This is a genomic window from Vibrio sp. 2130-1, from assembly GCF_033339515.1.
Genome location: NZ_JAWOUT010000001.1, coordinates 272,157 through 286,548 on the forward strand (window position 1 = coordinate 272,157; position 14,392 = coordinate 286,548).

The 14,392-nt window shown below is 46.1% G+C and carries 11 protein-coding genes; 1 reads left to right on the top strand and 10 read right to left on the bottom strand.

Annotated features, from left to right (window positions below; translation table 11 throughout):
- The first annotated feature begins 260 nt into the window (after positions 1–260).
- The gene (locus R7Q09_RS01325; protein WP_005385813.1) at positions 261–2,099 is read left to right on the top strand and encodes an extracellular solute-binding protein; all 1,839 of its coding nucleotides are present in this window, start codon (positions 261–263) and stop codon (positions 2,097–2,099) included.
- 61 nt (positions 2,100–2,160) lie between these two features.
- On the opposite strand, the gene R7Q09_RS01330 is transcribed toward R7Q09_RS01325, so the two are convergent.
- The 10 genes from R7Q09_RS01330 to dsrO form a co-directional block, all read right to left on the bottom strand.
- Positions 2,161–2,400 carry a hypothetical protein gene (locus R7Q09_RS01330; protein ID WP_213970714.1) on the bottom strand — a complete coding sequence of 80 codons (240 nt, stop codon included), beginning with the start codon at positions 2,398–2,400 and terminating at the stop codon, positions 2,161–2,163.
- Between the two features lie 206 nt (positions 2,401–2,606).
- Entirely contained in the window at positions 2,607–3,380 is a 774-nt protein-coding gene (locus R7Q09_RS01335) for a hypothetical protein (protein ID WP_031778929.1), read from the bottom strand.
- Positions 3,381–3,490: 110 nt separating this feature from the next.
- On the bottom strand, positions 3,491–4,069 hold the full coding sequence (locus tag R7Q09_RS01340; RefSeq protein WP_213970713.1) for a membrane integrity-associated transporter subunit PqiC: 579 nt from the start codon (positions 4,067–4,069) through the stop codon (positions 3,491–3,493).
- A complete protein-coding gene (gene pqiB, locus R7Q09_RS01345) occupies positions 4,069–5,715 on the bottom strand; it encodes an intermembrane transport protein PqiB (RefSeq protein ID WP_213970712.1) in 1,647 nt (548 codons plus the stop codon). The genes R7Q09_RS01340 and pqiB overlap by 1 nt, the downstream gene beginning before the upstream one ends.
- Positions 5,708–7,039 carry a paraquat-inducible protein A gene (locus R7Q09_RS01350; RefSeq protein ID WP_005376683.1) on the bottom strand — a complete coding sequence of 444 codons (1,332 nt, stop codon included), beginning with the start codon at positions 7,037–7,039 and terminating at the stop codon, positions 5,708–5,710. The genes pqiB and R7Q09_RS01350 overlap by 8 nt, the downstream gene beginning before the upstream one ends.
- A gap of 303 nt (positions 7,040–7,342) precedes the next feature.
- Positions 7,343–8,395, bottom strand: a complete 1,053-nt coding sequence (locus tag R7Q09_RS01355; RefSeq protein WP_005376684.1) for a c-type cytochrome — start codon at positions 8,393–8,395, stop codon at positions 7,343–7,345.
- A gap of 8 nt (positions 8,396–8,403) precedes the next feature.
- Positions 8,404–8,967, bottom strand: coding sequence for a c-type cytochrome (locus R7Q09_RS01360; RefSeq protein ID WP_372059261.1), 564 nt, complete (start codon positions 8,965–8,967; stop codon positions 8,404–8,406).
- Between the two features lie 277 nt (positions 8,968–9,244).
- Complete coding sequence (locus R7Q09_RS01365) at positions 9,245–12,337, bottom strand: tetrathionate reductase subunit A (protein ID WP_170966811.1); 3,093 nt, start codon at positions 12,335–12,337, stop codon at positions 9,245–9,247.
- A gap of 17 nt (positions 12,338–12,354) precedes the next feature.
- Positions 12,355–13,485 carry an NrfD/PsrC family molybdoenzyme membrane anchor subunit gene (gene nrfD / locus R7Q09_RS01370; RefSeq protein WP_213970711.1) on the bottom strand — a complete coding sequence of 377 codons (1,131 nt, stop codon included), beginning with the start codon at positions 13,483–13,485 and terminating at the stop codon, positions 12,355–12,357.
- Positions 13,482–14,249, bottom strand: coding sequence for a sulfate reduction electron transfer complex DsrMKJOP subunit DsrO (dsrO, locus tag R7Q09_RS01375; RefSeq protein WP_213970710.1), 768 nt, complete (start codon positions 14,247–14,249; stop codon positions 13,482–13,484). The genes nrfD and dsrO overlap by 4 nt, the downstream gene beginning before the upstream one ends.
- Positions 14,250–14,392: the final 143 nt, after the last annotated feature.

Consider the following 14,392-nt stretch of genomic DNA (forward strand, 5'->3'; position numbering starts at 1 on the left):
AAAATGCAACCATGTGTTATTGATGGCTTGCGTTACAAATGTCTAAAGAATACTATGGCGAAGATGCATTCACTGCGTTGTAAGGTCTAGGATGACCTAGTGAAACTCTTTGAAATTAATATAGAAGCTGGCAGGACGTCACTTCATATTACGTTCCTATTATTTCCTATCTGCGTATTTTAAATCGCAGCTTTCTGTGAGCTTTCACACGCTGTCTTCCTTGTTACGACCTTAGTGCGCAAACACAACAAGGAAGAAACATGACTAAAAAACTGCCATTTTCAGTACTAGCAACACTGACCGCTGCCAGTTTTCAACTGAGTGCGGCAGAATTGCCAGCTGATATCGAATGGATTTCAAACAACAACGAACCTCTATTTGCCTCTGAAGAAGCGGTACGAGGTGGCACCTATCGCACTTACATTCAGAGCTTTCCGCAAACATTACGAAGTGTTGGTCCAGATGCGAACTCAGGTTTGCGCCAATACTTAATGGATGGTTCACCAAAACTGGCTCAGCGTCATCCAAATACTGGCAAATGGATCCCTCAACTTGCTAAGTCATGGGCATTTGGAGAGGACAACAAAACCGTATTCTTTAAACTCGACGAAACGGCCGAGTGGTCAGATGGTGAAAAAATTACAGCAGATGATTACGTCTTTATGATGAAGTACTACACGTCAAAAGACATTATCGACCCGTGGTATAACGACTTCTTCACAAACAGTATTGTGAGTGTTGAAAAAATTGATGACTACACGATCAAAGTCAACCTTGCTGTAGCTCAAAGTCATGACTCACTTATGGTTATGATTAACATGCCAAGTAATGGTTTTCAGCCTCGTCCTGAACACTTCTTTGAAGGAGAAAAGGACGCAAATAACGATGGCATGCCTGATAACTTCGTCAGAAAGTTTAACTTTAAATCTGAGCCAACCGCAGCGCCTTACTACATTGATCAAGTGAAGAAAGGTAAGAGCGTGACATTCAAACATGTCGGTGAAGATTGGTGGGGATACAACAACCGCTACTATAAAAACCGTTATAACGTTGAAAAGGTTCGCATTAAGGTAATTCGCGATCCTGATATTGCCATGAAGCACTTTGAGAAAGGCAACTTAGACTACTTTGAGATGGTGCTACCAAGCTTTTGGCATGACAAAACCAATAGTGATGTGTACAAAAAAGGCTATATCCAAAAGTACTGGGGCTTTAACGAAGCACCGCAAGGAGCTGGTGGTCTTTGGATGAACACAGCGATGCCGATGTTGGATAACCTAGAAGTGCGTAAAGGTGTTATGGCAGCCACTGACTATGACGGCATGATTGAAAACATCATGCGTGGAGATTATTCACGTAAACCGCATGGACTCGGCTTTGGTCATGGCGAATACGATGATCCTAACAATACACCGCCAAAGTTTGATGCTGATGCGGCGGTTAAACACTTCGAAAAAGCGGGCTTTAACAAAGTGGGCGCAGATGGTATTCGTGTTAACGACAAGGGCCAACGCTTGAGCTTTGCTATCACCTACGGATACAACTCTTGGACACCGCGTATTGCATACCTGAAAGAGCAAGCGAAACTTGCTGGTCTTGAGTTCACGTTAAACTTGGTGGATGGCTCATCTGCGTTTAAATACATTCTTGAGAAAAAGCATCAGCTAGCGTTTTTGAATATGGGCTCTGGTGAGATCCCTGCGTATTGGGAATACCTACACTCGGATAATGCAAATCGACCACAAACGAATGCTCACACCAACTACAGCAGCCCTGAGCTAGACAAGTTAATTGAAGCGTATGACTCTGAGTTTGATCAGGAGAAGCGTTACGACTTGTCGCATCAAATCCAAAACTATGTCAGCAAAGCAAATATCATCGTTCCTGGCTACATGGTGCCTTATTCTCGAGTTGCTCATTGGCGCTGGGTTAAAATTCCTAAAAACGGCATGACAAAAGCGACAGAATGGGTGCTTCATCCAATGGATATCGGTAATTTCTGGATTGATAACCAAGTAAAAGAAGAGACAGAGGAAGCGATGGACGAGGGTAAAACCTTCCCAGAATTAACGGTAATTGATGATCGTTACAAATTGTAAGTCATTAGTTTAGATAGAAAATGATAGCCCCGGTAATGAATTTTATCGGGGCTTTCTTTTTTTACTTAATAAGGTAAGACACTTCTAAAAGGTAGGTTTTTGCATCACCAAGCAAAGAGAAAGCTTTATCGATGGTTTTCAATCGATCATCAAGCGAGTCGCTTGATATCAGCTGGCTGAATGTTTGCAACGAGAAAGCTTCGTTTGCTTTGAAGAACTGATGTACGTTTTCAAACTGCACTTTATGAATATGCTCCACCTTATTTAGGGCGGTGGTTAAATCGGAAATGTTAATCGACATTGCTACTCGGGAACCTTATCAACAAGACCTATATGAGGTCATAGAGTGGGGTTTTATATTTTGCGACAGAGAGTAACACCGAAGAGCAATTTATAGTCTGATGAAGATCAATTTGCCTTATTTAAGCATCTGTAACGCGGCACTAGACGTGTACCTAGAGCTAGTACACGTTACAACGCTTGAATATAGGCTAGGGTTTCACCTAATCAAAAGTAAAAGCCAAGTCCGACTAAAAGCCCTTGAGAAGCCGTATCATATTCAAATACCTCTTCATTTTTGTAATCGACCCAGGTCGACTTGTAAGCTAAGTTGAGATCAGACCATTCGTTAAAGCTATAACGAACACCAGTTTGAATGGCATAAGTGAAGTGAGTATCGTTGCCAAGTCCGGCGTCGATACTGGCATGAAATCGCCAGTTTTCGCTCAATTCATCAATGAGTCGCAAGCCAACTAAAAAATCGACCCAATCTTCTTGTAATGACAGTCTATCTTCTAGTACCCGGTTATCATTGCGATACAGTTTGCCGGTGATGTCATTGTCCCACCAACGTAATCCAAACATATAATCCAGTTTACCAAATGAATATTGTTCGCGTTGGAATGCCTTTGCTTCTAGAACACCTTGCCGTATTTCGATGTCCGCACGATAACGAGCGTTAGGCAGAGCGCCCTTGATATTATTAACATCACCACTTAAGTTCATGAAACTATAATCTATGTAGTAGCCCCACTTACTTTGGTAAATACTCTCGAATCGCAACATCGCCCCAATATCGAGGTGGTCTACGATGAACTTAGGATCGACATCCACCTCTGATGAAAAGCGACCAATACTGGTATCCCCGTGGATATTCAGTCCTAGCATGTACACTTCTATGCTATTTCGCCAACGAGATTCTTGTGTCTCGGCTGAGAGCGCTACTGATGTAGGTAATACAAGAATGAGTGAGGAGAGTGATAGCAGGTTACATGGTTTCATCCAATTTCCTTTTCGGCTTTTCGGCTTTTCGTCAGCTTTCAGCTTAGTAGAAGTCGCTACACTCTGCATAAAAAAGGGAAGCAACTTGCTTCCCTGTAATTAACATTGACTTAGAGTTGTTTGGCAATGTCTGAGGTTAGGCTTTCTAAGCCTATGGATAAAGCGTTGACGAGCGCTTCATAGCCTTCATCTTGAAGCGGCTTTGAGATTTGTATTGGCGCACTGTTTTCGACCTTACCTTCGGCATTAATGAGTAACCATTCTCCCTCAATTTCGATATTACCTTTGTAGCTGCCATTAAATTTATTTAACGTAAGCTGTAGTTTGGCTTCACCGCTTTGATCCAACAGATTATTCATTTCAGTCGGCCAGTAATGACTTTGCTTGTGGCGTAGTTCCGCGACGACTCTCTGAGTGATTTGCTCAGAAATACTGTGCGCCCATTGATTGTGTTTCGCCTGAATAACTTGGGTCTCAGAGGTTCGATAAACAATGCCATTATCATTCAAATAACTCGCCAATGTCACTGGACGAACAACTAAAGTTGGGCGCTGAGCGATATCAGAAGAGCTCAGCGTCACTGGTTCCACCTTAGGTAGAAGGTACATAGCTCCTTTAGTTTGCGGAGCGCTACTGCAACCCGTTAGACCGACAAATAGCGCGATAGACAGAAAGAATACTCGTTTCATTAGTTTTGGCCTTTAATTGGTATTGGGTCACTGATTTCATCTTCTCCAAACACAAGAGAGTTTGGCTTTTCGTTTAGCTGTTTAAGTACGGGTTTAAACTCTGTCATCACGCTTTCTAATTCTTTTAGCGTGGCTTCCATTTCGCTGTACATGGTTGAGTTGGGCCCATAACCATCGAGTGTTTTTTGTAATTGCTGTAAGCTTTGGCGAATATCTGTTGGGATCTCTTGCGTCTCTTTTTGATTCAAAAGTTTATCAATACTGTCCGCCACGCGTTCTGCTGAAGCTAACGTTTTTTCAGACGTTTTTAACGTTGAATTGAGAGAATCTAGCGTTTCTTCCATCGGTAAGTTATTAATCTTATTTAGGAAGTCGTTCACTTGGCGCTGAACCTGCGCAAAACCACCACGCATGGTTGGGAAAACATCTAAATCAGCAAACTTACTCGGGACGTAAGGCTCGTCATTTGGATAGAAGTCGGCGTCAACATACAGTGCGCCTGTTAATAAGTTACCTGTTTTTAAAGTACCACGTAGGCCTTTAGCAAACTCACTCTTCAATTTATCTTTTAACATTGGTAAAGATTGGGATTGGAAATCGCCATAAACACGGCCGAGCTCGATACGTACCAATACAGGGATTTTTTTCGCAGAAAAGTTCTCTTCTGGGGTTGGAAGTCGCATTGGTACACGCATCACAGTACCAATTCTCAAGCCTCGATATTCGACAGGTGCCTTACGTTTAAGTCCTCGTACCGATTCATCAAAAAGCATAACGAATTCAATATAATCATCGTACATACCTTCTCGAAGTTGTTTAATATCATCGTACAAGCGGAAGTTGACCATATTTTCAGTGAGCTGTTCACCGGATTCAAGACCTGGAACGGTATCGAAGGTAACACCACCCGTTAGCATGCTCTCTAATGAGCCAAACTTGACTTCGAACCCTTCAGCATTGAGCTGTAAATCTACGCCAGAATTCAGCCAGAACTTGGTACGAGTGCGCACTAAGCTGTCATAAGGCTTGAAAATAAAGAGTTGGTATAACGCTTTGCGAGTGTCAACATCAAAGCTAGTTTTCTCTACACGACCAACCGTAAAGCCTTTATAAATGACGGGGTCACCAACGCCTAGCTTACCAGCCTCGCGGTGTGTTAACACAAGGCGTAACCCCTCTGCATCAGGAGAGGCCACTGGGGGAACATCTAAGACCGTAAAGCGCTCTTTCTCTATCTTAGATTTACCCGGCTGAAGTTGGATATAAGCGCCAGAGAGCAAGGTCTCTAAACCTGAAACGCCATCACGGCCAATACGAGGCTTCACCACCCAAAACATGGTGTCATCTCGCAGCATGCGTTCTGCATCCTTGTTCATTTGTGCCTTAGCGATGATGTGATCGTAATTTTCACTGAGAGTGACTTCAGTAATCAGTCCGACTTTTACATTCAATGCTCGGATTTCGGTTTTGCCAACCTCAATCCCATCTGCGGTTGGCAGTTGGAGAGTAATTTGTGGGCCTGTACTGTTGATATATTGGAACAGCATCCACGCTCCCATGGCTAGCGCAAGGATCGGGACAATCCATATCGCAGAAATCTGCTTTTGCGGTTTTATTTGAGCGGTTACGTTGTTCTCATCACTCATATTTGGCTTTCTCGTTTAAGTTGTCAGAAATCGGCTCCTGCACTTCGTTTTGTGGCAATTGCCACAACAAACGTGAGTCAAATATCATTGCAGAAAGCATAGTAAAAATGACCACTGCCGCGAAAGAGAGCGCAGCAGGACCTGGATAAATCGCCATTAAGTTTTGCAGCTGAACCAGTGCAACTAAGATCGCGACGACGAAGATATCGATCATGGACCAACGGCCAATAAACTCAGTTATACGGTAGATCTTTAAGCGTGAAATACTCTCTTCGTGCGGAAGATATCGCGCTTTTTGCGCATTGTAATACAGCCACGCGAGTGCCAGCATTTTCGCCATTGGAATAAATACGCTAGCAAAGAAAATTACCATCGCAATAGGGTAAGAACCTAAATGCCAAAGCAATATTACCCCCTCCATGATAGTTGAACCTTCTGCATGTCCAAGGCTTACGGTGTACATCATAGGGTAGAGGTTCGCAGGGATATAGAAAATGATTGAAGCAAACAAAAGCGCCCAAGCTTTTTGTAAATTGTCTGCGGGGTTGTATTTGTGAATAGGGCTTTTACAACGAATGCAGTGTTGGTGTTTTTTAGCTTCAATAGGGTTGAGCTGGTGGCACGTATGACAACCAATATGGTTGTGGTTATGGTGCGTATCACCCTCTTTTACATCAGGTAGCTCGATAGCTGGAATAAAGTGCCCCCAGAGCCAGCTTTTGTCGACCATTGATATGCATTTGACTACCAGAACGGTATATACACAAAACGCCCAGAATGAAGTGCCCATTCCTATGTCTGCGAGGGAAGCGATTTTAATTAAGCTGACCAACACGCCAATCAAAAATACATCCACCATTAACCAAGGTTCGACTCGAAACAGAAGACGGCATAAAACTTTTGCCATTCGTTGCTGCTTTTTAGAGGGGGTATGTTTACGTGCTTTTAATGCTTCAAGGTGAAGAAAGAGAATGAGACCAACATAGATTGCAGGCAAAACGATAACTGTTGCGAGTAGCAGCACACCCAAAAGCACATTTTGAAACTCAGCCAGCATTTTGGCAGCGTGCAACAAGGTGATTTCTTGCGACAACCCTTGCACGCTGAACGACATAAAAGGGAAAGAAATGCTTAGCACTAACATGATCAAACATGCCGATGATATGGCGATCACGCTTTGGTAAGGCTTGGCATTCACTTTAGTCAGCGAATGCGAACATCGAGGACATTGTGCTTTTTGCCCCTGTTCGATATCGGGAATGCGAACAACAAGGCCGCACTCTTCGCATGAAATTAACTGACGGGAATTAGGTTGAATACTCATCGGGTAGGTTTTAGATTCATTTGCTTTAAGAATACTCTTTTTTCACTAGGCACGCTTGTTTTGATTCAGGAGTTTACGAGTTTCTTACTTTTGGCATTAGAGGATATGGGAGATCTAAGACATAAACGAAGTCGCGTTTGGTACAAGATTTTACGGCGAAGATGAGTATGTTGGAAGTCGAAAATAATGTGATATTGCTTGTCTGTGGAGGGGGGTAATTACTTGTTTTTAAGGGTAAGTAACCCTGCCCAGATAATCAGAGCAGGGAAAAAGAGCATTTTATTTAAGGTACTTAGTTGTACTTTACTTGACCGTTCCGCTCTTAAAGGCATTGGAGCCGACTTGCGTACCGTTGAGCGTTTTGCCGTAATAGCCTTGGTGCTGGTGATATTTCTCCGCGTTTGCGGTGACATTGCCTTTGAATCGAGGATCTTGTGGACGCTCATGGCTGTTGACGTATGCTGCGACATCCCAAGCTTCTTGCTCTGTCAGCTGCACACTTTTCCCAAGCGGCATGTTTTCGTAAATAAAATAGGCCGCTGTGTTAATCCGGTGCATACCTGCGCCCCAGTTATACGCATATTCGCCCCAAAGTGGTGGAATGTATGAATGGTCGTTGGTGTCTTTGATGCCTGAACCGTCGGCGCGATGGCAAGTTTCACAGTTCTTTTCGTAGACCAATGCGCCTCGCTCTATTGATGGTTCTTGCTCAGGGGCGGCGATTTTTGGGTAGCCACGCCCAGAGAGATTACCCCGCTTTTCAATTGGTAATGCTTGTGCGATGGCTTCGGGCAACGGGAAGTCTTTTGCTTTTCCACCAATTTGCAACGTTTTTGCGTCTAGTTCTGGAATGGGTTCATCCGCCATACCATGTTTGTCAAGCAAGCCGCCCATCGCTAACCAGTAGGCGTAAGCACTAAGGGCAACAATTTCTGTCGAATCGTAAGCGGGCGCTTTACCGTTCATGGAATACTCGAAACAACCTTGGATACGGTCAGCATAGCTGTTTACGCGATCGTTTTTCTTACGATATGCCGGGTATGCCATGTAAGCTGCCCACAGTGGCGCAGCGTTTGCTTTTCGTCCTGCCTCCATATGGCAGTTCACACAGTTTTGTTCGTTGCCAACGTATTTTCCGCGCATTTGTTGTGAGTTAACAAAGAGCGAGTAACCGCGTTTTACTTGCTCACCAAATGCGGTGTTTGGGATTGTGCTGAGATCACGCGGTTTTAAGTATTCACCGTGCTTTTCCTTTTCTATCGCAGGTAGCTCTTTCTGGCGGTCCGGTAATGGAGCGTTAGCTAGTACGAGCGTAGAAATGAAAGGCAGTGCGAACAAAGAATAGAAACGTTTCATGACTGCTCCTAGTAACGTAATGAGGCAAAGTAGTAAGCAAGATTTTCGATCTCTTTGTCAGTGAGATTTTTTGCGATGGTCCCCATCATATTGAGCGGGTCGCCACTGCGAGTGCCGTTTTTCCATGCCATCAATTGCGTTTTTAAGTAATCAGCATGTTGGCTTGCGAGGCGAGGGAACTTGTCGACGCCCATACCGCTGGCTCCATGACAAGTTGCGCAAGCTGGAATATTTCTATCCCAATCGCCTTGGAAAATTAACTTACGATACGGGTTACGAATATCAGCTTGGTCGCCGCGTTGTTCTGGATTCGTGAACTCATAGCTCGGGAGGTTAGCAAAGTACTCCATAACTTCCTTACGGCCTGCGGGATCGCTGAGTTCCTTCGCCATGCCTTGCATGACCACATTTTGGCGTTCGCCACTAAGGAATAGTTCGATTTGAGTGTTGAGATAATTCGCGTTTAAACCAGCGATCATCGGCGCGATATTTGGCTGTCCCATGCCATCTTGGCCGTGACAACCGCTACATACGCTGGCTTTTTCCGGAATAGACGAGGCGCTTGCGCCCATAGTGGTTGCTAACAAACAGGCCACCACCACTGGAAGAATTTTTGACATGCTGACTCACTTTAATTTTTATTAATATGTCTAAGTGCTACTTGGTAGTCACTCGGACGATATTGTCGGCCTTGTCAATAATGAAAGGTATTGTGGATTTCCACATATTTAATAAGTGTAAATGGCCGTATTTGTTTTTATTGGTTGTTCTATAAGCTATAAAAACAAAGTGGTGAAGAGCTGCACAAATCGGCAGCTCTAAGTGGTAGAGACGTCTTAACGTGCGGCGTTACGCTTTGCGGATTTTGGCCGGCAAGGACTGACGTGCCGCGGCGCCCACTACCCAATCCAACAATACACCTTTACCTTCTCGGGTAGGATCAATTAAGCCAATGTCGTTAATGTTGACGCCATCTTGGCTGCGCGTTTTTACGGGTTGTTGTTTATCGCCGATCCAGTGCGAGCGTTGTCCTAGCTCGGTATGACCAAACCCATGTTCAAATCCGAGTGTGCCAGGGCGAATCCCGTTGACTATCATCGCAAGTGCTTTGGTGCTTGCAGATGGTGTCTCGATAACAAACTCATCACCCGTTTTAATGCCTGCGCGCTCGGCATCGATTGGATGGATGTACACTGGGTTTACGCCTTTAATCGAGTTCAACCTTGGCGATAGGTTGGATACCGCACTGTGAATATTGGATTTAAAGTTCGTTAGGCTGAAAGGCCATTCTGAGCTTGGGAACTGGTCTTCCATTGGTGTGCCATCGGCCAGTTTTTGTGGATGCCATGTTGGGCAACCCGTGTAGAAATCACCGGTCATGGTGTTTCTTGCGCTGCCGACACGTTCATTCCATATCGCGACAGGTCGTGTCCATTTGTGCTTCATTTGCTCACCTTGATACGCTTCGGTTGCATTTTCAAAACGTCCACCGCGAGCAAAAATAAACGCCACACGTTTCATCTCATCCGCTGTCAGCGTCTTCTGCATGGCTGGCATTAAACGCTCTAGGCCGGACCACGCAATGTCTTCTGCCGAAACTTCAGGCACCCCGCCTTTCACATAAGCCAAGTTTGCCGCGGAACGTAAGTAGAAATCTTCAGCGCTGTGGAGAGCGTGCCAATTCCCTTGCGCATCTTGAATCGCGTTGTCACCAAAGCCGCCTAGTTGCATTTTCTTGGCGACATCAATCAAAAAGTTTTCTAAGCAAATTGAACGACCATCGGCGGTTTTCTCTGTTCGCGCTTCCACAATCGGCCAGCGAGCGGTGACGGTTTTCACCGGAACGTCGTGCCAAGGCGTTGCCATACCCCAGCTTTCGTAGGTGACCGTGTCCGGCACAATATAATCCGACAATGCGGTGGTTTCGTTAATGAACGCATCAACAGACACAATCAAACCGAGTTGTTTTGGATCTTTAAGCTTGTCTTCCAGCAGCGTTTTCAAACCGGGCACACCATACATCGGGTTCGCCATGTGGTTGATCCACGCTTTAACGCGATATGGATAACCATCAATAGCCGCAGATAGGTGTTCTGTCAGCAGTGGCGCTGCAAACGGATACCAAGGTGCGCGAGTTGGATAAGGGGATTCACCAGCCTCAACGCGACGTTTGTATTCGCTGGTTTTGTGGTATGGGAATTTACTGCGCGATAAAAAGACGCCTTTCGGGCCGACTTTGCCAGCAAATTTGGTGAAGTCGTAACGAGGACCCGCAGCGGAAGTTGGGTAGCCACCCGCTTTCGCCATCGCGCCGCCTTTCATGTTGATGTTACCAATCAACGCATTGAGCATCATGATGGTAAACGAGTTATAGAACCCATTGGTGTGCATGTTGCCACCGTGGGTATCGACCACCGCTTTTGTGCCATAGCTTGTGAAGCGTTTCGCTAGTTCTGCGATTTGCTCTACAGGGATCTCACATTGTTGACTGTAGAACGCAAGGCTGTATTTAAACGCCTCTTCTTTGAGCCTTTGTAGAGACGATTTTACTCGCACTTCGCCCGATGCAAGCGAAACCGTTTTATCGACAAACAGTGCCGCTTCCTCAGCTTGGGTATGAACACCAAATTCGCCGCTTTGCTCATCCACGATGACGTACGGGTCGGAGTCAGACAACGCTTCGCCCTCGAATGGCAGATTCAAGTCCGACGCGCGTAAAAACGTGCCGTTTCTCGGGTGCTGATTATCGCTTATCACGAGATGCGTAGCATTACACCAGTGCGCGGTGCCGGCTCGTTTCATCGCGTTTGCCCCCGGCTGCGCCAAGAAGGTTTTGTTGTAGCGTTGGTTTTCGATGATCCACTGGATCATGCCAAGCACGAGGGCAGAGTCGGTGCCCGGTTTGATTGGTGTCCAGCGGTTATTGTCACCTGCTGCCAAGCTCGATGAACCCGCCGGCAAACTTGGTGTGATGATGGTGTATTCCAAGCTGCCTTCTGTTCGCGCATTGGCGAGTTGGCGCGCCTGACGCTTAAAAGGGTTACCCGCTTGAGCTGGCGACATACCGATGAAGATGATGTATTCCGCATTATCAAAATCTGGCTTTAAGTGTGCGTTCTTATCTAAGTCGTTCATAAATGCGCCGCTGCCAGCACGAAATGCGTAGCCGCAGTAAGAGCCGTGATGCCCAAAGTTACGTGTACCATAGCTGTTGAACGCGAAGCGTTTGAATATGTCGTCTCGGCCTTCGTTACCGGCGTTGGTCATTAACAATTGGTTGGCTTTCGGTCCATATTCTGGGTTTTCAGGATCTACGGGCGTTGTTAAATCGTGAATGTCGCGTAAGCCATCAACATGGCCTTCACCAAATAAATCACCACCTTCTACGATTTCTTCTATCAATTGCTCGTAGCTGATCGGAATCCATTTTCCTTCGCCGCGTTTTCCAACTCGTTTCAGTGGCTGAGTAATGCGGTACGGGCTGTTGCGAATTTCTAGCATCCCATTGCCACGTGCGCATGCTGTTGAACGACCGTCAAGGCCCGCTTCTCCTGTCAAACTTAAATAAGCATCTTTGACTGGCGTTTCGAACGGAATGTGTTGCTGATGAGAGAGTGGGTGATATGGGTTGCCAGTAATACGCAAAATCTCGTCGCTGCGGTTATCAATGCGTACACGCAATCCGCACAGTGACCAACAACCAAAACACATCGATGGCGCAACGCGCTGATTTGGATTCGGGATTAGGTTGCCTTTGCTGTTGACCGTGTACTCTGGTTCAAGCGAGTTACCGTGGTGAATATCACGCGTTTTTTCTCCCGCAGTGCCTTCGAGCGCACCCTCGACTATGTGTTTGGTGGTGGTAGCGTAACCCGCAGCGAATGCGCCAAGCCCACCCACTGCAATGCCTGATTTCAAAAACTGACGGCGTTTGTTATCCATGATGAAATCCTCTTTGATTAGCGTTCAGTTAAGGTGAGTGATGAGGCTTTTACTTCGATCTTTTGTTTTGGCTGAACCAGCTCCGAACCGAGCAGTGCCAGTGCAAGCCATAATCCGAGCATGCCGATAATGCCTATCCAGCCATTTCCATCCATAGTGAGTTGGTATGGATACAGCCCTGCATCGAACTTGGCGATGATTTGCACTTCCATGATGGTAAACCAGCGAATCAGCCATGCACTTGCCAGTGCGGCAGCAGACACAAAACTGAGCCCTATGACGTGACGAAATCTGGCTGATGCGGACTTTTTGGTATCGCGCAAGAAGATGAAAGCGAGCAAAACACAACCTAAAACGACAAAAGTGAGCAGGGCAATGTTGTGCATCCATTGTTCGCTAGAATAGAGCGAAAATGCGGAATTGTTGGATGCCCAAATCGGTAGCAGTATCAGCGTTAATACACCGCTGGTAACCACTGATTTTTTAAGTAAATTAGTATCGCCAGATGTCAGCGTCTTTGACTGACTAGGCAGCAGTAACCAAATCAGCAGAGAAAATCCGACAGCGCCCATAAATGCAGTGACAAACCAAAGAATTGGTGACGCGGGTTGGTGCCATAAAGAGCGCGATTTAACGACCGCAATTTCAGCGCCTGTGTAGACTGCAATGGTGATGCCTGATAGCACCGTGATGGCAGACACCATAAGCATGACTCTACGAGAGAGCGCCCAGTCACCCAGTGACAGCTTTGAAATTAGAGGCAGTACTTTCCCTGGCTGATTACGTAAGTTGATCAGATCCTCGCGGAGATACAGCCATGCAGTCACTACCGCTAAACCTGAGAAAACAGGCAAGAAAAGCGACCCTAAAGACATCCATGACCACGGAGTGATGTGTGCGTAAAAATGCCATGCGCGTCCCGGTTGGTGAAGGTCGCCAGTTAACGCTAATGGCCCCACGATGGCGCCGATGGCCTGCGTCAGAACAAGCGCAGCGCGCAGTCTGTGACTGGTGTGTTTTTCAAATAATAGGGCGATTAGGAATAAAACAGCAGCCGCATAAGCCGAACCGATGTAGAAGAAGTACTGCACCGCCCACGGTAGCCAAGCCATCGCTTGAGGTTGGACTAACACTTCGGTGATGTTCATGCGCGATCTCCCTTTGGGTCGTAAATAGCAGGTTGTCCGTCGATGTGGCTGGTGAAGCGTTCATCCATGCCGATGTAAAACACGTGAGGCTTGGTGCCTTCATTGGGTTTTAGCACTTTGATATCGTCTTGGTGCTTCGCAATTAAGCGGCGGACTTCGCTTGATGGATCATTCAAATCACCAATTACACGTGCACCGCCAACACAGGTTTCCACGCAGGCAGGTAATAGACCTTGTTCTAGACGGTGAGCACAGAAGGTACATTTATCTGCGGTGAGGGTGTCCTCATTGATAAAGCGAGCATCGTAAGGGCAAGCTTGTACACAATACGCACACGCTACGCAGCGACTGTTATCCACCATGACAATGCCATCTTCGCGCTGAAAGGTTGCTTGAACCGGACACACTGCCACGCAAGGTGGGTTGTCGCAGTGGTTACAAAGGCGCGGTAGCATAAAGGCTTTTGCTTCTCGCGTGGCTGTAGAGCCATCATCTAACGTAACTTCGTATTGCTTTACGGTGGTTCGGAATTGACCGATAGGCACTTGGTTCTCGATGCTGCAACCCACAGTGCAAGCCTGGCATCCGACACATTTACGCAAATCTATCACCATGGCATAACGCTTCCCGACTTGTCCTTTTCGGTCAGCGGACTGGTTATTTCGAATAATGTTTCCCGCAGTTGCCGTGCCAATGCCTGCGACTGGAATTAACGCGGCTCCGGCTGTGACCGCGCTGAGAAAGCGACGTTTGGTGGAATCCATAACTCACCTGCTTTTTTGTTGTATTTGAATTGACTGATTCCATTGTGAGAAATGCACTGCGAGGCTTATATTGTGGATTTCCACATACCCAGATCAAACTTGATCTAAAACAAATGTGGTTTACCAAGGGTAGCTGTTATTCT

Coding starts and splice junctions, on each gene's coding strand:
- R7Q09_RS01325 (WP_005385813.1), top strand. CDS start 261: ATGACTAAAAAACTGCCATTTTCAGTACTAGCAACACTGACCGCTGCC.
- R7Q09_RS01330 (WP_213970714.1), bottom strand. CDS start 2,400: ATGTCGATTAACATTTCCGATTTAACCACCGCCCTAAATAAGGTGGAG.
- R7Q09_RS01335 (WP_031778929.1), bottom strand. CDS start 3,380: ATGAAACCATGTAACCTGCTATCACTCTCCTCACTCATTCTTGTATTA.
- R7Q09_RS01340 (WP_213970713.1), bottom strand. CDS start 4,069: ATGAAACGAGTATTCTTTCTGTCTATCGCGCTATTTGTCGGTCTAACG.
- pqiB (WP_213970712.1), bottom strand. CDS start 5,715: ATGAGTGATGAGAACAACGTAACCGCTCAAATAAAACCGCAAAAGCAG.
- R7Q09_RS01350 (WP_005376683.1), bottom strand. CDS start 7,039: ATGAGTATTCAACCTAATTCCCGTCAGTTAATTTCATGCGAAGAGTGC.
- R7Q09_RS01355 (WP_005376684.1), bottom strand. CDS start 8,395: ATGAAACGTTTCTATTCTTTGTTCGCACTGCCTTTCATTTCTACGCTC.
- R7Q09_RS01360 (WP_372059261.1), bottom strand. CDS start 8,967: ATGGGCGCAAGCGCCTCGTCTATTCCGGAAAAAGCCAGCGTATGTAGC.
- R7Q09_RS01365 (WP_170966811.1), bottom strand. CDS start 12,337: ATGGATAACAAACGCCGTCAGTTTTTGAAATCAGGCATTGCAGTGGGT.
- nrfD (WP_213970711.1), bottom strand. CDS start 13,485: ATGAACATCACCGAAGTGTTAGTCCAACCTCAAGCGATGGCTTGGCTA.
- dsrO (WP_213970710.1), bottom strand. CDS start 14,249: ATGGATTCCACCAAACGTCGCTTTCTCAGCGCGGTCACAGCCGGAGCC.